Consider the following 21,255-nt stretch of genomic DNA (forward strand, 5'->3'; position numbering starts at 1 on the left):
AATCTGTATCCCAGCCGAAATCAAACGGTGACACCACACCACCACCCACAAAAAGGTGATCGTGTGTCTTGTATCCATCCATCAAACATCAGCCAGAACAACACCAACCCACACAGGGCCAGCAAAAAATTGTTGTTTGGCGATGATCACATCGGCACGCTGTTGAGTTCTCAAAACACCATCACACACCGTCAGGGTTTGAGGTGGAACCCCTCACCCGTCTGGGGTAACTCGTCTATCCTAGCACTTCCTCGGCTTAGCACCAACCTGGCCACTTCGAACTACATCGCTGTAATTCGTTGTGCCTGTAGGCAATCCGAGAGTGTCAGGTGCGGCTCGCGGCGGGCCTTCGGCCCTCCGCTGCTCGCGGCGACTCGGAAGACACTACACGCTTCTCACCCTGGGCACAAACGCGGAGACGTGCCAGGGCGTTCGGTGCGGGAGAGGTGCCTCGAGAGCCCCTCCCCTGCACCGGACGTCGGGTCACCCGGCCCGACGTGCCGCGGCCTGGAACTTGCGGCCGCGCTTGAGGATTGCCACCTCGCCGTGGAGGAAGTCGTCCGCCGTCAGGGCGTACTCGGCGTCGTTCATCTTCACGTTGTTCAGCGAAACCCCGCCGTCACCGATGAGGCGCCGGGCCGCGTTTCGTGAGTCCGCGATGCCGACCGCGACCACGGCGTCCGTCAGGCTGGTGCCCTCGGCGACGTCGGCTCCCGGCAGTTCCTGCGCTGCGTCACGGAGCGTGGACGCGTCAAGCGCCGTCACGTCTCCCTTGCCGAAGAGAGCCTCACTCGCGGCCACGGCGCCGGCCGTCGCAGCCTCGCCGTGGACGAGCGTCGTGACGTCGGCGGCCAACGTCCGCTGCGCCTCACGGCGGAAGGGTGCCTCGGCGACGGCCTTCTCCAGCTCGGCGATCTCCTCCGGCGTCCTGTCGGTCATGAACTTGAGGAGTTTGATGACCTCGGAGTCCTCGACGTTGAGGAAGTACTGGTAGAAGGCGTAGGGGCTCGTCATCGTCGCGTCGAGCCAGATGGCGTTGCCTTCCGACTTGCCGTACTTCTGCCCGCTCGCGTCGGTCAGCAGCGGCGAAGTGAGCACGTGAACGCTCTTGCCCTCGACCGAACGGATGAGGTCAACCCCGGCAATGAGGTTGCCCCACTGGTCCGAACCACCGGTCTGCAAGGTGCAGCCGTACTCGCGGTACAGGTGGAGGTAGTCGAGCGCCTGAAGGATCTGGTAGCTGAACTCCGTGTAGCTGATGCCCTCCTCGGAGTTCAGGCGAGCCGCTACGGCGTCCTTCTTCATCATCGCGTTGACGCGGAAGTACTTGCCGACGTCGCGCAGGAAGTCGAGAGCCGAAATCTGTGAGGTCCAGTCGAGGTTGTTCACCACGCGCGCCGGGTTCTCACCCTCGAAGTCGAGGAAGGGGCGCACCTGCGAGCGGATCTTGTCGACCCACTCCGCCGTCTGGTCCTTCGTCTTGAGCACTCGCTCCGAACTCGGACGGGGGTCGCCGATGAGTCCCGTCGAGCCGCCGACGAGGGCGATCACTCGGTGGCCGGCCCTCTGCAGGCGACGTAGCTGGATGAGCTGAACGAGGTTGCCGAAGTGCAACGACGGGGCAGTCGGGTCGAAACCGCAATACACCGTGATAGGTCCGTTCGCGAGTGCTTCATGCAGCTCGGCTTCAGCGGTGGTCTGTGCCACCGCTCCGCGCCACTGCAGCTCGTCGAGGATGTTGGTCACGATGTGCCTTTCGTCGTCATGGCCGGTGTCTGGCTCCGGCGCCGTTCCAAGGGTGCCCCATCGGGTGCGCCCGCGTCACTTCGGTTGGTGTGGGTTCGTCGCGGCTCGTCGGCGCGCCACGGCGGGCCGGTAGGCGGAGACCGTCGGGTCGTCGGGCAGCCAGAAGCGCCACGGGTACAGCGTGCTGTCGCCGCCGGGGCCGCTCACCCCGACCCGTGGGCCGCTGCGGTATTCGAGCCGGGTACACCCGTCCGGCACGGTGAGTCGCACCTGCGCGTCCCTTCCGGTGACCGGCGTTCCGTTGAGGTCGAGATCAACGCCGAGCGCCTGCCCGAGGTTTCCCGGCCCCCGCGCCAGCAGCCGTGACGGAACGTCGCGCCGATCTCCACCCCGGCGCCGCCGAGCGATCTCCTCCCCCTCGACGACCTCACCGGCGCGCACGAGCACTCCGCCGGATTCTCCGTCGGGGCCACAGACCAGGTTGAAGGCTCGATGGATGCCGTAACTGATGTAGACGTACACGGTGCCGGGAGGTCCGAAGAGCGCCGCGTTGCGCGGCGTGCGTCCACGGAAGCCGTGCGACCCCGGGTCGCGCTCCCCCGCGTACGCCTCCACCTCGCTGATCCGCACACCGACACCGTCGTGGTGCACGACCAGGCCGAGCAGCCGCGGAGCCACCACCTCGGGTGCTGCGGCGAAGAGATCTGGATCGACGGGGTGCACGCCGTCATTGTGCCAACGCTGCCGATGAGTTCCGCCGTCGCGGTCCCGCACCCCTCGGTTCCTGAGGATCGGGGACATTCGTCCCTGCCCTCGAGCCAGGCCCGCGCCGTAGCGTCACGACGGCCGCAACGGGACCGTCTACGGCAACCTGACGACGTCACCCTGGAGGACGCATGCTGCACGCCGACAACGCCGAGATCGTCAAGGCGACTGCCGGACCGGTCATCGAGAACATCACGCAGATCACCAAGGTCTTCTACCCCAAGATGTTCGAGCGCAACCCGGACCTGCTCAACGTGTTCAACCAGGCGAACCAGGCCATCGGCGAGCAGCCGATCGCGCTGGCGTCGAGCATCGTCGCGTATGCCCACCACCTGCTGGGCGACTCCGACATCGACTTCGACCACGTCCTGTCGCGCATCGCGAACAAGCACGTTGCCCTCGCCATCAAGCCCGGTGACTACACCATCGTTGGCCGCAACCTCATGGAGGCCATCGGCGAGGTGCTCGGCGACGCCGTCACGCCCGAGGTGGCACGCGCCTGGGAAGAGGTGTACTGGCTGTTCGCCATGGACCTCGTGAGCGCCGAGGCGAAGCTGTACCAGCAGATCGACCGCACGCCGGACTCCCTCATGCAGGACCACCGCATCACGCGCATCGAGGACGCCGGCGGCAACGCCCGCACGTTCACCCTCGGGCCCGTCGACGGTTCGGCGATTCCCGACTACGTTCCGGGCCAGTACGTCTCCGTCATCGCTCAGCTCGAGGACGACTACCGCCAGCCCCGCCAGTACACGATCTCGGGCGCGCCCGGTGACGCCGCCCTCCAGATCACGGTCAAGAAGGTGGCGGGTGCGAACGGCACCCCCGACGGTGCCGTCTCGGGATATCTGTTCGAGCGCTCCGAGGGCGACATCCTGCCCGTCAGCGCACCGGTGGGCGACATCGAGGTGGCGAAGGGCGACCACACTCGCCCGCTCGTCATGTTCTCCGCCGGCATCGGCATCACGCCGATGGCCTCGATCCTCGACGCCGCCGCTCACGGCCGCACGAACGGTCGTGAACTCGTCCTCGTCCACGCCGACGTCGACGTAGACACCCACCCGCTGCGCGAGCAAGTCGCCCGCACCGCAGCCGACACCGGCGCCACCGCCATCACGTACTACGAGAAGGGCGGCGACGATGCGCGCGAAGGTCTCGTCGCCGTGAACGAGCTCGACCTGCCGGACAACGCCGAGTACTACCTCTGCGGCTCGGTGCCGTTCATGCAGCACGTGCGCTCGGGCCTGCTCGACCGCGGCGTGGACGCGGCCGACATCAGCTACGAGATCTTCGGGCCCGACCTGTGGCTCGATGGCTCGACCTCCAGCCAGGCCTCCCCCGAAGAGCTCGTCGCCGAGGAGCAGCTACTGGCCTGATCGGCGTCAGCCGTCAGCACGCATGACGACAGCGGCACCCGTTCTCGGGTGCCGCTGTCGTCATGAGACGGGGAGAGTGCTCCGGTCAGTGCAGCTCGATGCGCGAGTCGGCGAACTCGCGCAGCTCGCCCGCTCGAGCGGCGGCAGCTTCGAGCTGCTCACCGACTCGCTCCGGGGCGGTGCCGCCCGTGGCGTTGCGCGACGCGAGCGATCCCGGAACGCTGAGGACCTCACGCACGCCCGGGGTGAGGTGCTCGCTGATGTAGGCCAGGTCGTCGTCCGAGAGATCCCACAGCTCGATGTCGCGCTTCTCGCACTCCTGGACGCACGCTCCGGCGACCTCGTGAGCCACACGGAAGGGCACGCCCTCGCGCACGAGCCATTCCGCGATGTCCGTGGCGAGCGAGAAGCCCTGCGGGGCCAGCGACTCGAGGCGCTCCGGGTGGAACGTCAGCGTCGCGGTCATCCCGGCAAAGGCAGGCAGGAGCAGTTCGAGGGTGTCGACGGCGTCGAAGACCGGCTCCTTGTCCTCCTGCAGGTCACGGTTGTAAGCGAGGGGAAGCGCCTTGAGGGTCGTGAGCAGGCCGGCCAGGTCACCGACGAGACGGCCCGCCTTGCCTCGGGCGAGCTCGGCGACGTCGGGGTTCTTCTTCTGCGGCATGATGCTGGAACCGGTCGAGAAGGCGTCGTCGAGGGTGACGAAGCTGAACTCCTTCGTCGCCCAGAGGACGACCTCCTCGGCGATGCGCGAGATGTCGACCGCGGCCATCGCGGAGACGAAGGCGAACTCGGCGACGAAGTCACGCGAGGCGGTGCCGTCGATGCTGTTCTGCGTCGGGCGGCTGAAGCCGAGGTCCTCGGCCACCCGAGCCGGGTCCAGGCCGAGAGACGAGCCCGCGAGCGCCCCCGAGCCGTACGGCGAGGCATCCGCGCGCTTGTCCCAGTCGACGAAGCGCTCGGCGTCGCGCAACAGGGCCCAGGCGTGGGCGAGAAGGTGGTGGCTGAGGAGCACCGGCTGGGCATGCTGCAGGTGAGTGCGGCCAGGCATCGCGACGCCCATGTGGGTTCGGGCCTGAGCCACGAGAGCGTCGACGACGTCGAGCAGCAGCCCCGAGACGACCCGCGCGTGATCACGCAGGTACATGCGGAACAGGGTGGCCACCTGGTCGTTGCGCGAGCGCCCGGCGCGCAGGCGACCGCCCACGTCAGCGCCGGCACGTTCGATGAGGCCGCGCTCGAGCGCGGTGTGAACGTCCTCGTCGTCCTGGGCCGGGACGAAGACGCCCGATTCCACGTCACCGCGTAGCTTGTCGAGGGCCGCAAGCATGGCCCCGAGGTCGTCGGCGGCGAGGAGGCCCGCGCGGTGCAGAACGCGGGCGTGTGCCCGGGATCCGGCGATGTCGTACGGCGCGAGGCGCCAGTCGAAGTGGGTGGACTTGCTCAGGGCCGCGAGTGCGTCGGAGGGGCCGCCGACGAAGCGTCCGCCCCAGAGGCTGAGGCGCGAATCGGCCTGGGTCATGACAAACCTTTCATCGAGGAGTGGCCCGGCTCGAACGGGTCACCGAAGTGCAGGGGTAGCAGGGAAATCTCAGGGTGCTCGCGTGGATTCTCACGCGTCGTCGGCGTGAAGGTCCTCGTCGGCTCCGGCGTCGTCGGTACGCCCGGCGAGGTCGAGGAAGCGCTGCGCCAGAGCTGACGACTCGGCGTCCGCCTGGGCGATGACCAGGATCGTGTCGTCGCCGGCGATGGTGCCGAGCACCTCCTCGAACTCCGCGTGGTCGATCGCCGAGGCGAGGAAGTTCGCAGCGCCCGGAGGCGTGCGCAGCACGACGAGGTTGCCCGAGGACTCGGCCGTGACGAGCAGTTCGCCGGAGAGCCGGCGAAGGCGGTGCACGGCTTCGGTACGAGCGGCGCCGGCACGCGGCGTTCGATCGCCGCCCTCGCCAGGCACGGCGTAGACGAGTGTTCGCCCCTGGCGCACCTTGACCGCGCCCAGCTCGACGAGGTCACGCGACAGCGTCGCCTGGGTGACGTCGACGCCGTCCTCGAGCAGACGTTCGGCGAGATCGGTCTGCGAGCGGATGGGCTCCCGGCCGAGGATCTCGCGGATGCGCTGATGTCGCGCGCCCTTCGTCGGCGCGATCACGAGCGCTCCAGAAGGAAGGCGAGCAGAGCCTTCTGCGCGTGCAGACGGTTCTCCGCTTCGTCCCAGACGACCGACTGCGGCCCGTCGATGACATCGGCGGCGATCTCGTACCCCCGGTATGCGGGCAGGCAGTGCATGACGATGGCATCGGCCTTGGCGTGGGCCATGAGGTCCGCGGTCACGGCGAACGACCGGAACGGGTTCGTCTCGCCCTGGCGTTCGGCCTTCTCGCCCTCCTGCCCCATCGACACCCAGGTGTCGGTGATGACGACGTCCGCATCGCTGACCGCGACCACGGCGTCGGTGGAGGCCGTGGCGCTCCCACCCGTTTGCACCGCGATGCGCTGAGCGTCCTCGAGGATCTGGGGGTTCGGCTGGTAGCTCTCCGGTCCGGCGACGACGATGTTCGCCCCCGCAGTGGCGAAGCCGAGCAGGTAGCTGTGCGCCATGTTGTTGGCTGCGTCGCCGACGTAGGCGACCTTGAGCCCGGCCACGCTTCCCTTGTGCTCCGTGACAGTGAGGAGGTCGGCGAGGATCTGGCACGGGTGGAAGTCGTCGGTGAGCGCGTTGACGACCGGAACTCCCGAGTGCTCGGCCATCTCTGCGAGCGACTTCTGGGCGAACGTCCGCCAGACGATGGCGCTCACCTGGCGGCCCAACACCTTGGCCACGTCGTGGATCGACTCCCGAGTGCCCACCTGGGCGAGGTTGCCGTCGACGATCATCGGGTGGCCGCCGAGTTCGGCGATGCCCACCGAAAAACTGAGCTGGGTGCGCAGCGTCGGCTTGTCGAAGATGACGGCGACGCCGCGGGGCCCCTCGAGCGGGCGGACACAGTGTCGATCGGCCTTGAGGCGTGCGGCAAGGTCGAGCACCTCACGCTGCTCGGCGGGCGACAGGTCGTCGTCGCGCAGGAAGTGGCGGGTCACGATGTCTCCTTCTCTCCTGCTCGGTCGAGCAGGGCCGGCAGGGCGTCCACGAACGTGTCGAGCTCGGCGTCAGAGATGACGAGCGGGGGCGCGAGGCGAACGGCGTTCGGCGTCGGCGCGTTGACGACGAAGCCGGCCTCGCGCGCGGCGACGACGAGCTGCGTCGCCACGGCGTCCCGCAGGAGGACGGCGCGCAGCAGGCCACGGCCGCGTGATCCGGTGACGCGGGCGTCGCCGAGGGCGTCGATGCGAGCGGCGAGGTGCTCTCCCCGTCGTACGACGTGGGTGAGAAGCCCGTCCCCGGCGATCGTGTCGAGCACCGCGAGCGCAGCAGCGCAGGCCAGTGGGTTACCGCCGAACGTCGTGCCGTGCTGGCCCGCCGTGAGGAGGCCGGAGACTTCCGGCCCGAACGTGATGAGCCCGCCGACAGGAACGCCGCCACCGAGGCCCTTGGCCACCGTCACCGCGTCGGGCACGAGCCCCGGCGCGAGCGTCTGGAAACCGAACCACTCGCCGGTGCGCGCGATGCCCGTCTGGACCTCGTCGAGGATGAGCAGCGCACCGGCGTCACGCGTGATGCGGCGCGCCGCCTCGAGGTAGCCCTCACTCGGCACGACGACGCCGGCCTCACCCTGGATCGGCTCGACGAGGACAGCACCCACGGACTCGTCGACAGCGTCACGCAACGCCTCGACGTCGTCGTACGGCACTCGCCGGACGCCGGGCACGAGCGGCTCGAACGGAGCGCGGTAGGCCTCCTTCGACGTGAGCGAGATGGCCCCCATCGTGCGCCCGTGGAAGCCACCCTCGAGAACGACGACGTCGGGGCGACCGGTGCGCCGGGCGAGCTTGAACGCGGCCTCGTTCGCCTCACTGCCGGTGTTGCAGAGGAATACGCGTGATCCCTCCGGCGCTCCGGCGATCTCGAGCAACCGCTCACCGAGGGCCACCTGACCGGGCGTCGTGAACAGGTTCGAGGTGTGGATGAGGCGTGCAGCCTGCTCCTGTACCGCGGCGACGAGCACCGGGTGGCCGTGACCGAGAGAGTTGACGGCGATGCCACCGAGCAGATCGAGGTAACGCCGGCCGTCGGCGTCCGTGACGTAGCAGCCGTCACCCTCGGTGAGGACGAGGCCGGGCTCGCCGAAGACACCCATCATCGCCGTGCCGTACCGCTCGAGGTACGTCTGGCTCTCGTGCTGGGTACTCACCAGCGTCCTCCTGACGTGATCATCGTGCCGATGCCTTCGTCGGTGAAGATCTCGAGAAGGATCGAGTGCGGGCGGGTGCCGTTGACGACGTGTGTGTGCGGCACCCCTCCGCGCACCGCGCGAATGCAGGCCTCGAGCTTGGGCACCATGCCGGTCTCGACGGTCGCGAGCATCGCTTCGGCGTCCTCGGCGGGCAGGGTCGACAGCAGCGACTCCGGGTCGGGCCAGTTGGCGTAGACGCCCTCGACGTCGGTGAGCACGACGAGCTTGTGGGCACCGAGTGCCACGGCCAGCGCGCTCGCTGCCGTGTCGGCGTTGACGTTCAGGACCTGACCTTCGTTGTCGAGGTCGGGAGCCACCGACGAGATGACGGGGATGCGCCCCGAGTGCGTCAGGTCGCGCACGATCTGCGGATCGACCATCTCGACATCGCCGACGAGACCGATGTCGACAGCCTCCCCGTCAACGTACGCCGGCCGACGGCGGGCGCCGAACAGGCGGGCGTCCTCCCCCGACAGCCCGAAGGCCATCGGGCCGTGCTGGTTGATGAGGCCGACGAGTTCACGCGAGACCTGGCCAGTGAGCACCATGCGCACGACCTCCATCGTCTCGGGGGTCGTGACGCGCAGCCCACCGCGGAACTCGCTCTTGAGGCCCATGCGCTCCAGCATTGAGGCGATCTGAGGTCCGCCCCCGTGAACGACCACGGGGCGCAGCCCCGCGTAGCGCAGGAAGGCGATGTCCTCGGCGAAGGCCCTCTTCAGTGCCGGGTCGGTCATCGCGTTGCCGCCGTACTTCACGACGACGAGCGCGTCCTGGTAGCGCTCGAGCCACGGCAGCGCCTCGACGAGGGTGCCCGCCTTGAGTGCCGCAGAAGCGATCGAGCTCAGGTCACGGCGCTCGCCGGCCAGCCCGTGGTCGTGCTCGGAGGTGCTCATGTGCTGTAGGCCGAGTTCTCGTGAACGTAGTCGTGCGTGAGGTCGTTGGTGAAGATCGTGACGGAATGCTCGCCCGCCTTGAGGAAGACCTCGACCTTCACTTCACGGTTCGACAGGTCGACGCCGGATCGGTCGTCGCCGACACCGCCGTCGCGACAGACCATGACACCGTTGATCGCAACGTCGAGCGTGCGAGCGTCGAACGCCGCCTTGGTCGTGCCGACGGCCGCGAGGACGCGCCCCCAGTTGGGGTCTCCCCCGAACACCGCGCACTTGAAGAGGTTGTTCCGGGCGATCGCGCGTGCAACTTCAAGTCCATCGTTAATGTTTGCAGCTCCGTAGACGACGATCTCGATGTCGTGGGCAGCGCCCTCGGCGTCGGTGATGAGCTGCAGCGCAAGATCCTGGCAGACCTCCGTCAGGGTGCTCGTGAACTCCCCCATCTCGGGCGCGACGCCGGAGGCGCCGGACGCCATGAGGAGCACGGTGTCGTTCGTCGACTGACACCCGTCGGAGTCGATGCGGTCGAAGGTGAGGCGCGTAGCCGTGCGCAGGGCCTCGTCAGCCTGCTCCGGCGTGAGGACGGCATCTGTCGTCACGACGACCAGCATCGTGGCCAGTGAAGGTGCGAGCATGCCCGCTCCCTTCGCCATGCCACCGACGACGTACCCCGAGCCGATGCCTTCGCACTCCTTGGCCACGGTGTCGGTCGTCATGATGGCCTCGGCCGCGTCGGCGCCACCGTCGGCGCTCACGGCGCCGGACACCTGCGTCACACCATTCTCGATGCGGTCCATCGGCAGGAGTTCACCGATGAGCCCCGTGGAGCACACCACGACATCGCCCGCACTCACGCCGGCGGCCTCGGCCACGAGTTCGGCCGTGCGGTGAGTGTCGAGGAAGCCCTGGGCGCCCGTGCAGGCATTCGCACCACCCGAGTTGAGGACCACAGCATCGACGCGGCCGTCGGTGACGACCTGGCGTGACCACGTCACGGGGGCCGCCTCAACCCGGTTGCTCGTGAACACCGCGGCACCGACGTGCTCGGGGCCGTCGTTGACCACGAGCGCGAGATCGGGCTTTCCGCTGGGCTTGAGGCCGGCCGTGACACCGGCGGCCCGGAAGCCTGATGCGGCAGTGACGCTCATTCCTTCTCCTTGATGATGTGGCCGGCACGCTTCCACAGCGCGCGGGCGCGGTCGGACTCGAAGGTGGGAACCATGATCCAGTCGGTGTCGAACGTGGAAACGGTGAAAACCGTGAGCTCGGCCTCACCGAGCGGCGTCACGATCGCCGACAGGAGACCGGTGAGGGCGAAGTCGAGCGGACCGTCGACCTCGAAGACGTTGAACGGCCCCTGCTGGCGCACCACCGCGTCACGCGGGATGGCGGACGACAGACACAGCACCGAGGTCTCAGATGCGGTGGCGCTCACCGAGACGAGCGGGGCGTCCGTGAGGGCCCAGTCTGGCACCACCTCGTGCGGCCCGAGGCGCACGTACGACAGTTCCTCGGGGTGGGCGATGAGGGTGAACTGCGCTCCGAAGGCGACCATCAGGGAGCCACCCCCACCGCGGGCAGGCCCGCGGCTTCGTCGAAGCCCAACGCGAGGTTCATCGACTGCACGGCAGCTCCTGCCGTGCCCTTCGTGAGGTTGTCGACGGCGGAGACGACGACGACGCGGCCGGAGCTTGCATCGAGGGCGAACTGAACCGCGACGGCGTTGGACGCAACGACCATCCCCGTCGAGGGCCACGAGCCGTCCGGAAGCAGGTGGACGAACGTCTCGCCGCCGTAGGCCGCCTCAAAGGCCGCGCGAATCGCCGCGGCGTCCACGCCGTCACGCACGCGCGCGGTACACGTGGCCAGGATGCCGCGCGGCATCGGCGCGAGCGTGGGGGTGAACGACAGGGACACGTCGTCCGCTCCCTGCGTGGCGCGGCGGAGGTTCTGCACGATCTCAGGGGTGTGACGGTGGCCGCCGCCGACACCGTACGGGCTCATCGATCCCATGACCTCGGATCCGAGCAGGTGCGGCTTGAGGCCCTTGCCGGCCCCCGAGGTTCCGGAGGAGGCCACGACGACGACGTCATCGTGCTCCACGAGGTCGTGGGCAAACAGGGGCGCGAGGGCGAGCGAGACCGCGGTCGGATAGCAGCCCGGGACGGCAATGCGGCGCTCCCCGGCCAGGTTGTCCCGCTGCTTGGCTGCGGTCCCGAGGGTCAGTTCGGGCATACCGTAGGCCCACGAACCTGCGTACGGGGTGTCGTAGAACGCAGTCCAGTCGTTCTCGTTCTCGAGGCGGAAGTCGGCACCGCAGTCGACGACGAGCACGTCCTCGGCGAGCGCGGCGGCCAAGGCAGCGCTCTGACCGTGGGGAAGTGCGAGGAACACGACGTCGTGTCCTGCGAGGACCTCCGGCGTCGTCTCCTCAAGAACGACATCGGCCAGCGGCATGAGGTGCGGGTGGTGCTCACCCAGTCGCGAACCCGCGGAGCCCCCGGCCGTCAACGCTCCGATCTCGACGTTGGGGTGAGCGAGCAGCAAGCGGAGGAGCTCTCCTCCGGCGTATCCGCTCGCACCGGCGACTGCGACCTGAACCATGTCGTTCAGGCTACACGAATACGCATACTCATGCACAAGAGAGAAAAGTCATGCACCCCCGTGGGCGGGCCACAGGGGTTCATGTCAGGGTCAGGCGCCTCGCAGGCTGGCTCCGACGGCCTTGTCGACCTCACGGACGGCCGCATCGCGGGCGACGTTGACCTCCTCCGTCGTGAGCGTACGCTCCGGCGAGCGGAAGAAGAGCCGGTAGGCGAGCGACTTCTTGCCCTCGCCGACCTGCTCGCCCTCGTAGATGTCGAACAGCGCCAGCGACTCGAGGTTCTCCCCACCGCCGCGGTGCAGTGCGTCCTCGACGACCGCCGCGGTGACGCCGGAATCGACGACGAGCGCGACGTCGGAATGCGCCTGCGGGTACGTGGCGATCGGCTCCGCGACCCCGGTCCTCTCGGCGAACGCCGAGAGGGCGTCGAGGTCGAGTTCGCCGGCCACCACGCGCGGCGGGAGGCCGAGGGTCGTGAGTACCTTCGGGTGAAGCTCACCCGCGTGACCGATGACGCTGGCGTCAGGCAGCATGATCTGGGCACAGCGGCCCGGGTGGAACGGGGCCACGTCGGCCTGCGCCACCTCGAGCTGCACGCCGAGCACGCGACCGATGCCGAGCGCGGTGGCGACGGCGTCGCTCCAGTCGCTCGAGCGGCCTGCACCCCACCAGCCCTTGCGTTCACCGTCACCGGTCATCACCCAGGCGACGTGGCGCGGCTGAGCCGGGACGGCGTCACGGATGGCGGCGAGAACCTCGGGCGTCGGGTGCACTCCGACCCGCTCGGTCGGCGCCGTTCCCGCGGGGCCGGCCACGACGAGACCGAGCTCGAACAGGCCCACGTCCTTGAAGCCGCGCGCGATGTTGCGCTTGAGCGACTCGAGCATCGTCGACAGGACGCTGGTGCGCAGCAACGGCGCCTCGTCCGACAACGGGTTGCTCAGGCGGACGGTGGAGCGTCGCGTGTCATCTGCCCCGTAGCGCAGCTTCGTGTGCAACTCGTCGCTGACGAAGGGCAGCGAGATGATCTCTGAGAGCCCCTGGGCGGCGAGTGCGTTGGCCACAGTGCGGCGGTAGCGCTGCGACGCCGTGAGGCCGCGCCCGGCGACGGGGCGCGCGAGGACCGAGGGGATCTGGTCGTAACCGCGCAGGCGGGCAACCTCCTCGACGAGGTCGGGCCCCGTCGTGAGGTCGGGGCGCCACGACGGCGCCGTGACGTTCCACCGTGCCTCCTCGACTCGCTCGACGACGCAGCCGACCGCGGTGAGAGTCGCCTCCACCTCGTCGTCGGTGTACGAGACGCCGACGAGGCGCGTGGGCTGCTGCGGGTCGAACGCGATCGGCGCGGCCGGCGCGACGGTGTCGAGGTCGGTGACGCCGTCGTCGACGCGGCCGCCGCCGTACTCGACGAGAAGATCGACGGCCAGCTGCGCTGCCGCGGCGGCGATCGCCGGGTCGACACCGCGCTCGAAGCGCTTGGACGCCTCGCTGCTCAGTCGGTGACGACGGGCGCTTCGGGCGATGCTGACCGGGTCGAAGTGCGCGGCCTCGATGAGGATGTCGCTCGTCGTGTCGCTCACCTCGCTCTCGGCGCCGCCCATGACGCCGGCGATGGCGAGCGGACGCTCACCGCCGTCGGTGATGAGGAGGTCCTCGGCGAAGAGCGTGCGCTCCACGTCGTCGAGGGTCGTGATCTTCTCCCCCGCCCGCGCGCGACGCACGACGATTTCCTCACCGAGCGTGGCGAGGTCGAAGGCGTGCAGCGGCTGGCCGAGGCCCAGCATGACGTAGTTCGTGATGTCGACGGGCAGGGAGATCGAGCGCATCCCCGCCTCCGTCACGGCCTGGGACAGCCAGGCCGGCACCGGCGCCGCCGGGTCGACGCCGCGCACGATGCGGGCCACGTAGCGGTCGCACCCGATGTTTACGCGCAGCGGCGCGTCGTCGTCGACCCGCACGGGGTAACCCGAGGCGTTGGCCTCCGGGGCACGCGAGTTGAGTTCGAGCACCGGGTCGGTGAAGCGGGCCCCCGTCGAGTGGCCGTACTCGCGCGCGACGCCACGGATGGAGAAGCAGTAGCCGCGGTCCGGGGTGACGTTGACCTCGACCGTCTCGCGGTCGAGACCCAGCAGCGGCAGGGCGTCCTGGCCGGGCGTGAGGTCGCTCGCCTCGACTCCGAGACGCTGCGGGAGCAGGATGATGCCGTGCGAACCGTCGTCGGGCAGGCCGAGTTCGTCGGCTGCACAGATCATGCCGGCCGAGAGGTGACCGTAGGTCTTGCGGGCGCTGATGGCGAAGCCACCGGGCAGAACGGCACCGGGCAGGACGACGACGACGGTGTCGCCGGCGTCGAAGTTGTGCGCGCCGCACACGATGCCCTGGGGCTCACCGGTTCCGTTGGCGTCGCCGACGTCGACGGAGCACCAGTTGATGACCTTGCCGTTCTTCTGCTCCTCGGGCTCCTTCGTCAGAACGCGCCCGACGACGAGCGGGCCGGTGATGCCGCCGCCGTGGATCGCCTCCTCCTCGAGACCGATCTTGACGAGGTCGGCCGCTACCTGGAGACCTGTTGCTCCGGCCGGGACGTCGACGTACTCACGCAGCCATTCGATGGGAACTCGCATTGCCTCAGACCTCCAAGCCGAACTGGGCGTCGAAGCGCACGTCGCCCTCGATCATCTCGCGCATGTCGGATGCGCCGGTGCGGAACATGAGCGCTCGCTCGACGCCCATGCCGAACGCGAATCCGCTGTACTCGCTCGGGTCGACGCCGCAGGCGCGCAGGACGTTCTCGTTGACCATGCCGCAGCCACCCCACTCGATCCAGCCGGTGCCGCCGCACGTGCGACAGGCCGGGTCTTCCCCGCGGCAGACGAAGCAGCGCAGATCCATCTCGGCGCTCGGCTCGGTGAACGGGAAGTAGTTGGGACGCAGACGCGTCGTGATGCCTTCGCCGAACAGCTGCGTGGCGAGATGGTCGAGCGTTCCCTTGAGGTGGGCCATCGTGATGCCCTTGTCGACGGCGAGGCCCTCGAGCTGGTGGAAGACCGGCAGGTGCGTGGCGTCGAGTTCGTCCGTGCGGTAGGCCTTGCCCGGCGCGACGATGTAGAGCGGCACACCGCGCTCGAGCATCGAGCGAGCCTGGACGGGCGACGTGTGCGTACGCATGACGAGCCCACCGTCGGCCGGGTCGAGGTAGAAGGTGTCCTGCATCTGGCGGGCAGGGTGGTCCTCGTCGAAGTTGAGCGCGTCGAAGACGAACCACTCGGCCTCGACCTCGGGGCCCTCGGCCACCTCCCAGCCCATGCCGACCATGAGGTCGACCATGAGCTGCTGCATCATCTCGACGGGGTGACGGCCACCGACCGGGCGGCGCAACGTCGTCGCTGTCGTGACGTCGACGGCCTCCTCGGTGAGGATGCGCTCGTCGCGCTCTGCCTCGAGCTCGGCCTGACGCTCCTTGATCGCCTGACCCACGCGTCCGCGCGCCTGGCCGACTCGCTTGCCCGCCTCGGCCTTGGCCGTCGGCGGCAGCGCACCGATCTCACGGTTGGCGAGAGCGAGGGGCGACTTGTCGCCGGCGTGGGCGAGGCGTGCGTCCTTCAACTCCTCGAGCGAGTTCGCGGCCGCAATGGCGCTGAGGGCGTCGGTGACGTTCGACTCCACGACCTCGGGGTCCAGTGCGGACACCTCGACCGGGTCGTAGTTGGTGTTGGGGCCAGACATGGGCCCGAGTCTATCGAGTGCGCGCAAGCCGGAATGACGCGCCGTGTCAGTGCTGCGCGCCCGCCGAGGCGTAGAGGCAGACGGTGGCCGCCATGGCCAGGTTGAGCGACTCGGCAGCGCCGTAGATCGGCACGCACACGACGTCGTCGCAGGCCTCGCGGACTTCGGGTTCGAGGCCCCAGGCCTCGTTGCCCATGACCCACGCGTGCGGCGTGGAGAGCTCGACGTCCGGAAGCAGCGTCGTGCCGACACCGTCCGCGGCGTGCAGCGTCAGCCCGGCGTCGCGGCAGCGGGCGAAGATGTCCTCGATGGCGGCACCGCGACAGATCGGCAGGTGCCACAGCGAACCCACGGTCGAGCGCACGACCTTGGGGTTGTAGATGTCGACACTCGAGTCGCTGACGATGACGGCGTCAGCACCCGTCGCGTCGGCGCCGCGGATGACGGTGCCCGCATTACCGGGGTCCCTCACGTTCGTGAGGACCACGACGAACTTCGGCGAACCGGCGAGCACCTCGTCGAGGGTGCGGTCGACGGGTCGCGCGACGGCGATGATCCCCTGCGGCTGCTCGGTGTCGCACATCTCGGCGAGCACCTGGGCAGAGCAGTCGTGGACGAATCGACGCTCGTCAGGCTCCGCGTCGCGCTGCCAGGAAAGCGCCATCTCCCGCAGGTCCGGGTGACGTTCGGTGGCCTCGGCGTCGAGGTAGAGGTCGCGGATCGTCTCGGGCGCGAAACGGATCAGTTCGCGCACGGCCTGGCGTCCCTCGACGAGGAACAGTCCGGCCTTCTCACGCGCAGAACGCCGCCCCAGTGCCCTGACCTGCTTGACCCGATCGGAGCGGGTGTTCGTGATCATGGCGTGGAGCGGCGTTCGATGCGAAAGAGGTGCCTAGGAGAATCAGGCAGCCGGCGTCTGGGCCGGGACGTTCTTCTTGGCGATCTCGACGAGCGCGGCGAAGGCCGGGGCGTCGTTGACGGCCAGCTCGGCGAGCATGCGACGGTCGACCTCGATGCCAGCGGCCTTGAGGCCCTGGATGAAGCGGTTGTACGTCATGCCGTTGAGGCGAGCCGCAGCGTTGATGCGCTGGATCCACAGGCGACGGAAGTCACCCTTCTTGGCGCGACGGTCACGGTAGGCGTAACCGAGGCTGTGCGTCACCTGCTCCTTCGCCTTGCGGTAAAGGCGCGAGCGCTGGCCGCGGTAACCGCTGGCCTGCTCGAGAACGGTACGACGCTTCTTCTGGGCGTTTACTGCCCGCTTCACGCGTGCCACGTGAGTACTCCTTGTTCATGGGCGGCGGCGCCGGGCGCCTGCCGCAAAAGCTGGTTGAGGGAAAAGTTCGGCTTACTTACCGAGAAGCTTCTTGATCTTCTTCTCGTCGGACGGCGCAACGACGACGTCGTTCACGAGGCGACGCGACTGACGCTTGGCACGCTCTTCGAACTTGTGGACGTGGCGGGCGCGCTGGCGCATGACCTTGCCCTTACCGGTGACACGGAAACGCTTCTTGGCACCGCTGTGCGTCTTCATCTTCGGCATAGCCGACTCCTTCGCTCACTCGGCGCGCTCGTGCACGCCGGCTGTCTGACGGCCCGCCACCGGTCTCCCGGCGCGGGGGTCTTCACCCGAGGGTGAAGGACGATTTCAGTTGGCTGCCTCGTCGGCAGCCGGCTCCGCAGCGGGAGCCTCGGTCTCGGCGGCCTGCGTCGCGGGAGCAGCCTTGCTCGCCTTCGCAGCCTCGCGACGACGACGGTCCTCGGCGCGAGCCTCGGCCTTCTTCTTCGTCGGGCCGAGAACCATGACCATGTTGCGGCCGTCCTGCTTCGGCGCGCTCTCGATGAACGCCAGCTCGGCGACGTCCTCGGCGAGCTTCTGGAGCAGTCGGAAACCGAGCTCCGGGCGCGACTGCTCGCGACCGCGGAACATGATGGTGACCTTGACCTTGTCACCGGCCGACAGGAACCGAACGACGTGACCCTTCTTGGTGTCGTAGTCGTGCTGGTCGATCTTCGGTCGAAGCTTGATCTCCTTGATGACCGTGTTGACCTGGTTCTTGCGAGACTCGCGGGCCTTCATGGCGGCTTCGTACTTGAACTTGCCGAAGTCCATGAGCTTGGCGACCGGGGGCTTGGCCTGCGGCGCGACCTCCACGAGATCGAGATCCGCTTCCGCCGCGAGGCGCAGCGCGTCCTCGACTCGGACGATGCCCACCTGCTCACCGTTGGGGCCAACCAACCGGACCTCGGGTACACGGATCCGATCGTTGATGCGTGGCTCAGCGCTGATGGCCGACTCCTTCACTGTTGTGACGATTCGTTCCACCGCCGAGGCGGAGAAACGCGAAAAGGCTTCTTGCCTACGCAAGAAGCCTTCGTCTCAACGTTTCGCACGCTCTCAGGTATTCCCCGAGAACAGGCTCACCGGGGTGAGCCTTGTACGAACCATGACCACGACCCTGCCTCCCGTGGGAGAACCGAGGGTGGAGACCGAAGTCCCTCTTGCGCACCGTTCGTGGTGTGATTTTCGCGGATCGCTCCGGGAGAGCACCACACGTACGGCTGGTAGCACCCAGAGTAACAGTCCGGCGAGCGCCCTCCAAACCCGGCGAAGCGGACCCTCCCCCACTCACGCGGACGCCCGTCGCGCACTGCGGGAGCGCTGCGCCCGCCGTCCACCGACGATGAGCACCCCGGCCACGCAGATGAGGGCTCCGAGCCCGCCCACGGCGGCGAAACCGCCGGCGAAGCCGTGACTGTCGATGGCCCATCCGGCGATCGGTCCGCCCAGCGCGCCGCCCGTCGTGAGGAAGGAGCCGTGCCAGCCCATCGCCTCACCGCGCACCCGCTCCGGAACGACGCGAGCAACGGCGTCGACGGAGGTCGTCATCGTGGGCGCGCAGAACATGCCGGCGAGGAAGGCACCGAGTGCCAGGGTGAGCATGCGCGAGGCGAGTCCGATCGGCACGGTGGCCGCTGCCCACGAGTGCTGTGGCTGCCAGGATGGAGACGCCTGTCCTTCGTCGTCCCACGACGACCTCCTTCTCATGTCGCACCCAATTTTTCTGCTCAGTTGAGCAATAGGGAGCACACATGAGTAAAGTGTGATGTGACGCACAGTGTCAACCCTCATCTCAGGAGGCCTCATGGTCGACGTGAACCTGCCGCTGACTCAGCTGCACATGGTCCAGGCGGCGCGCCGCTATTACCTCGACGACGCCTCCAAGGTGCAGATCGCCGAGGAACTCGGCATCAGCCGGTTCAAGGTGGCTCGCCTGCTCGAGGCCGCTCGCGACAGTGGAGTCGTGCGCATCGAGATCCTGGACCCCGGCGCCGTCAAGGACCAGTTGTCCCAGGACCTACGCGAGCGTTTCGGGCTGCGTCATGCGCTCGTCGTCGACGTCGAGGCCCTCGCCGGCGGCGAGAAGCTGGCTGAACTCGGCCGCGCTGCCGCATCCCTCATGCAACGCGTCGCACAGCCCACGGACGTCATAGGCCTGCCGTGGAGTCGCATGGTGGCGCAGACCGTTCCGTTCTTCGAAGGATTGCCTCCGGTGCCGATCGTCCAGCTGTCGGGAGCCCTCGACCTCCCGGCACACGAGGCCTCCCCCGTTGACGTCGTGCGTGACGCCGCCCGCCTCACCGGCGGCGAGCCACGCGTGTTCTACGCGCCGCTTGTCGCGACGGACGCCGAGGCCGCGCGCGTCATCCGGGCACAGACAGCCGTGGCGGGCACCCTCGACGAGGCACGTCACTGCTCGCTCGCACTCGTCGGCATCGGGGGGTGGAGCGAAGGCGCAAGCACGCTGTACGACCTCGCCACCGAGGACGAGCGAGACGAACTCGAGCGGCTCGAGGTCGTCGGGGAGATCGCCGGATCGCTGTTCAACACCGACGGCGAACCGGTCGAATCGGGGCTGAGCGCACGCCTGGTCAGCATGAGCCCCCGCGATCTGCGGCTCATCACCGAGGTCGTCGCCGTCTCCCACGGAGCGGCTCGAGCGGAGGCGCTGCGCGCCGGGATCAAGGGCGGCTACGTCACGTCGGCCGTCGTCGACACCGAGCTCGCCCGCGCATTGCTCGGCGCACCCGCGGACGCCTCGGCAAGTTCTACCGGCCGGTAGAGGCGTCGACTCCCGCTAACCGGCCCCGGGGGTTTAGGCTCGCACTCGTGGCTAAGCACTTTGATGTCGTCGTCCTCGGCGCCGGTCCCGGTGGGTACGTCGCGGCAATCCGCGCCTCCCAGCTCGGGCTGAGCGTCGCCGTTATCGAGAAGAAGTACTGGGGAGGTGTCTGCCTCAACGTCGGGTGTATCCCGTCGAAGGCCCTTCTGAAGAACGCGGAACTCGCGCACGTGCTCACGCACGAGAAGGACAAGTTCGGCATCACCGGTGATGCCTCGATGGAGTACGGCCCGACGCACAAGCGTTCCCGCCAGGTCTCCGCGGGCATCGTCAAGGGTGTCCACTACCTCATGAAGAAGAACAAGATCACCGAGATCGACGGCTGGGGCACGCTCAAGTCCGACAAGACGGTCTCGGTGGAACTCAACGACGGCGGCAGCGAGGACGTCACCTACGACAACCTCATCATCGCCACGGGCGCCACCGTGCGCACGATGCCGGGCGTCGACCTGAGCGAGAACATCGTCAGCTACGAGGAGCAGATCCTCACCGACGAGCTGCCGAAGTCGATCATCATCGGCGGTTCGGGCGCCATCGGCGTCGAGTTCGCCTACGTCATGAAGAACTTCGGCGTCGACGTCACGATCGTCGAGTTCGCCGACCGCATGGTGCCCACCGAGGACGCCGACGTGTCCAAGGAGCTGCTCAAGCACTACAAGAAGCTCGGCGTCAAGGTCATGACCGGCACGAAGGTCGAGAAGGCCGAGGACACCGGCTCCGGCGTCAAGGTCACTGTCTCCCCCGCGAAGGGTGGCGACAGTCAGGTACTCGAAGCCGACAAGATGCTCTCCGCGTTCGGCTTCAAGCCGCGCACCGAGGGCTACGGCCTCGAAGACCTCGGCGTCGAGCTCACCGACCGTGGTGCCATCGCGATCGACGGCCGCGGCCGCACGAACGTCGAGGGCGTCTACGCCATCGGTGACGTCACCGCCAAGCTCATGCTCGCCCACACGGCCGAGGCGATGGGCATCGTCGCCGCGGAGACGATCGCCGGCGCAGAGACCATGGAGATCAACTTCGACATGATCCCGCGCGCCACGTACTGCCAGCCGCAGGTGGCCTCGTTCGGCTACTCCGAGGCTCAGGCCAAGGAGAAGGGCTACGACGTCAAGACGGCAACGTTCCCCTTCACGGCCAACGGCAAGGCCATGGGCCTCGGCGAGGCCGTCGGCTTCGTCAAGGTGATCGCGGACGCCAAGCACAACGAACTGATCGGCGCCGCGATGATCGGCCCGGACGTCACGGAGCTTCTGCCGGTACTCAACCTGGCTCAGCAGTGGGACCTGACGGCCGACGAGGTGTCGCGCAACATCTTCGCGCACCCGACGCTCGGCGAGGCTGTCAAGGAAGCCGTTCACGGCATCGCGGGGCACATGATCAACCTCTGATCGCGCACCGCGCAGCGCTCCACGGGGCGGCACTCCATGACGGAGTGCCGCCCCGTTCTGCGTCGGCCCTCGGCCGCAGAAGGGCACAGATGGACGCACGGTCAACCGATCTTCACGCCACGGCGGGCGGCGCCACGCCCGCACGAGCGTCAGCAGGTGAATTCCAGGTGAACATCGCACGGTCGAACCTGTCGAATTGCCCGTCATCACGTGAAATTCTCGCGATGGGGGATGGACAAAC

General features: G+C 68.2%; 20 protein-coding genes. 3 read left to right on the top strand and 17 right to left on the bottom strand.

Translation table 11 applies throughout. From position 1 onward, the window contains the following. Positions 1-483: 483 nt before the first annotated feature. Both tyrS and K9D12_RS09200 read right to left on the bottom strand, forming a co-directional pair. Positions 484-1,746 (bottom strand): tyrosine--tRNA ligase, encoded by a 1,263-nt coding sequence (tyrS, locus tag K9D12_RS09195; protein ID WP_223060068.1) that lies wholly within the window; start codon positions 1,744-1,746, stop codon positions 484-486. Positions 1,747-1,821: 75 nt separating this feature from the next. Then, entirely contained in the window at positions 1,822-2,469 is a 648-nt protein-coding gene (locus K9D12_RS09200) for a DNA-3-methyladenine glycosylase (protein WP_240730195.1), read from the bottom strand. Positions 2,470-2,642: 173 nt separating this feature from the next. On the opposite strand from K9D12_RS09200, the gene K9D12_RS09205 reads away from it, so the two are divergent. Further along, entirely contained in the window at positions 2,643-3,887 is a 1,245-nt protein-coding gene (locus K9D12_RS09205) for a globin domain-containing protein (protein ID WP_223060070.1), read from the top strand. 85 nt (positions 3,888-3,972) lie between these two features. On the opposite strand, the gene argH is transcribed toward K9D12_RS09205, so the two are convergent. The 15 genes from argH to K9D12_RS09280 form a co-directional block, all read right to left on the bottom strand. Beyond that, the gene (gene argH / locus K9D12_RS09210; protein ID WP_129665458.1) at positions 3,973-5,406 is read right to left on the bottom strand and encodes an argininosuccinate lyase; all 1,434 of its coding nucleotides are present in this window, start codon (positions 5,404-5,406) and stop codon (positions 3,973-3,975) included. Between the two features lie 90 nt (positions 5,407-5,496). Further along, complete coding sequence (locus K9D12_RS09215; RefSeq protein WP_129665456.1) at positions 5,497-6,033, bottom strand: arginine repressor; 537 nt, start codon at positions 6,031-6,033, stop codon at positions 5,497-5,499. After that, entirely contained in the window at positions 6,030-6,962 is a 933-nt protein-coding gene (gene argF, locus K9D12_RS09220) for an ornithine carbamoyltransferase (protein ID WP_129665454.1), read from the bottom strand. Before argF ends, K9D12_RS09215 begins: the two co-directional genes overlap by 4 nt. Further along, positions 6,959-8,173 (bottom strand): acetylornithine transaminase, encoded by a 1,215-nt coding sequence (locus tag K9D12_RS09225; RefSeq protein WP_370633487.1) that lies wholly within the window; start codon positions 8,171-8,173, stop codon positions 6,959-6,961. Before K9D12_RS09225 ends, argF begins: the two co-directional genes overlap by 4 nt. Beyond that, positions 8,170-9,111 (bottom strand): acetylglutamate kinase, encoded by a 942-nt coding sequence (gene argB / locus K9D12_RS09230; protein WP_047312131.1) that lies wholly within the window; start codon positions 9,109-9,111, stop codon positions 8,170-8,172. Before argB ends, K9D12_RS09225 begins: the two co-directional genes overlap by 4 nt. After that, a complete protein-coding gene (argJ, locus tag K9D12_RS09235; RefSeq protein ID WP_129665452.1) occupies positions 9,108-10,259 on the bottom strand; it encodes a bifunctional glutamate N-acetyltransferase/amino-acid acetyltransferase ArgJ in 1,152 nt (383 codons plus the stop codon). The genes argB and argJ overlap by 4 nt, the downstream gene beginning before the upstream one ends. Next, on the bottom strand, positions 10,256-10,666 hold the full coding sequence (locus K9D12_RS09240; RefSeq protein ID WP_118912585.1) for an ACT domain-containing protein: 411 nt from the start codon (positions 10,664-10,666) through the stop codon (positions 10,256-10,258). Before K9D12_RS09240 ends, argJ begins: the two co-directional genes overlap by 4 nt. Next, complete coding sequence (gene argC, locus K9D12_RS09245; RefSeq protein WP_129665450.1) at positions 10,666-11,715, bottom strand: N-acetyl-gamma-glutamyl-phosphate reductase; 1,050 nt, start codon at positions 11,713-11,715, stop codon at positions 10,666-10,668. The genes K9D12_RS09240 and argC overlap by 1 nt, the downstream gene beginning before the upstream one ends. A 90-nt stretch (positions 11,716-11,805) precedes the next feature. Then, entirely contained in the window at positions 11,806-14,340 is a 2,535-nt protein-coding gene (gene pheT / locus K9D12_RS09250) for a phenylalanine--tRNA ligase subunit beta (RefSeq protein WP_129665448.1), read from the bottom strand. Between the two features lie 4 nt (positions 14,341-14,344). Continuing rightward, positions 14,345-15,442 (bottom strand): phenylalanine--tRNA ligase subunit alpha, encoded by a 1,098-nt coding sequence (gene pheS, locus K9D12_RS09255; RefSeq protein WP_047312126.1) that lies wholly within the window; start codon positions 15,440-15,442, stop codon positions 14,345-14,347. Between the two features lie 46 nt (positions 15,443-15,488). After that, positions 15,489-16,301 carry an RNA methyltransferase gene (locus K9D12_RS09260; RefSeq protein WP_129665446.1) on the bottom strand — a complete coding sequence of 271 codons (813 nt, stop codon included), beginning with the start codon at positions 16,299-16,301 and terminating at the stop codon, positions 15,489-15,491. A gap of 42 nt (positions 16,302-16,343) precedes the next feature. After that, the gene (gene rplT / locus K9D12_RS09265; RefSeq protein WP_047312124.1) at positions 16,344-16,718 is read right to left on the bottom strand and encodes a 50S ribosomal protein L20; all 375 of its coding nucleotides are present in this window, start codon (positions 16,716-16,718) and stop codon (positions 16,344-16,346) included. A 72-nt stretch (positions 16,719-16,790) separates the two neighbouring features. Then, the gene (gene rpmI / locus K9D12_RS09270) at positions 16,791-16,985 is read right to left on the bottom strand and encodes a 50S ribosomal protein L35 (protein WP_047312123.1); all 195 of its coding nucleotides are present in this window, start codon (positions 16,983-16,985) and stop codon (positions 16,791-16,793) included. A 105-nt stretch (positions 16,986-17,090) separates the two neighbouring features. Beyond that, entirely contained in the window at positions 17,091-17,747 is a 657-nt protein-coding gene (gene infC / locus K9D12_RS09275; protein ID WP_047312122.1) for a translation initiation factor IF-3, read from the bottom strand. Between the two features lie 324 nt (positions 17,748-18,071). Beyond that, positions 18,072-18,590, bottom strand: coding sequence for an MFS transporter (locus K9D12_RS09280; protein WP_223060071.1), 519 nt, complete (start codon positions 18,588-18,590; stop codon positions 18,072-18,074). Here K9D12_RS09280 and K9D12_RS09285 point away from each other — a divergent pair. Both K9D12_RS09285 and lpdA read left to right on the top strand, forming a co-directional pair. Next, a complete protein-coding gene (locus K9D12_RS09285) occupies positions 18,589-19,566 on the top strand; it encodes a sugar-binding transcriptional regulator (protein WP_129665442.1) in 978 nt (325 codons plus the stop codon). The genes K9D12_RS09280 and K9D12_RS09285 overlap by 2 nt on opposite strands. 47 nt (positions 19,567-19,613) lie before the next feature. Further along, positions 19,614-21,014, top strand: a complete 1,401-nt coding sequence (gene lpdA / locus K9D12_RS09290) for a dihydrolipoyl dehydrogenase (protein WP_129665440.1) — start codon at positions 19,614-19,616, stop codon at positions 21,012-21,014. The last annotated feature ends 241 nt before the right edge of the window (positions 21,015-21,255 follow it).

This window comes from Dermacoccus sp. Tok2021 (assembly GCF_019895135.1).
In the GTDB taxonomy this organism is placed as follows: Bacteria; Actinomycetota; Actinomycetes; order Actinomycetales; family Dermatophilaceae; genus Dermacoccus; species Dermacoccus abyssi.

Bases quoted from the DNA above. Each gene is read 5' to 3' on its own strand.
- K9D12_RS09240 (WP_118912585.1), bottom strand. From the start codon at position 10,666: ATGGTCGCCTTCGGAGCGCAGTTCACCCTCATCGCCCACCCCGAGGAA.
- K9D12_RS09285 (WP_129665442.1), top strand. From the start codon at position 18,589: ATGGTCGACGTGAACCTGCCGCTGACTCAGCTGCACATGGTCCAGGCG.
- argB (WP_047312131.1), bottom strand. From the start codon at position 9,111: ATGAGCACCTCCGAGCACGACCACGGGCTGGCCGGCGAGCGCCGTGAC.
- K9D12_RS09205 (WP_223060070.1), top strand. From the start codon at position 2,643: ATGCTGCACGCCGACAACGCCGAGATCGTCAAGGCGACTGCCGGACCG.
- argJ (WP_129665452.1), bottom strand. From the start codon at position 10,259: ATGAGCGTCACTGCCGCATCAGGCTTCCGGGCCGCCGGTGTCACGGCC.
- rpmI (WP_047312123.1), bottom strand. From the start codon at position 16,985: ATGCCGAAGATGAAGACGCACAGCGGTGCCAAGAAGCGTTTCCGTGTC.
- K9D12_RS09280 (WP_223060071.1), bottom strand. From the start codon at position 18,590: ATGAGGCCTCCTGAGATGAGGGTTGACACTGTGCGTCACATCACACTT.
- argH (WP_129665458.1), bottom strand. From the start codon at position 5,406: ATGACCCAGGCCGATTCGCGCCTCAGCCTCTGGGGCGGACGCTTCGTC.
- argC (WP_129665450.1), bottom strand. From the start codon at position 11,715: ATGGTTCAGGTCGCAGTCGCCGGTGCGAGCGGATACGCCGGAGGAGAG.
- K9D12_RS09260 (WP_129665446.1), bottom strand. From the start codon at position 16,301: ATGATCACGAACACCCGCTCCGATCGGGTCAAGCAGGTCAGGGCACTG.
- pheS (WP_047312126.1), bottom strand. From the start codon at position 15,442: ATGTCTGGCCCCAACACCAACTACGACCCGGTCGAGGTGTCCGCACTG.
- pheT (WP_129665448.1), bottom strand. From the start codon at position 14,340: ATGCGAGTTCCCATCGAATGGCTGCGTGAGTACGTCGACGTCCCGGCC.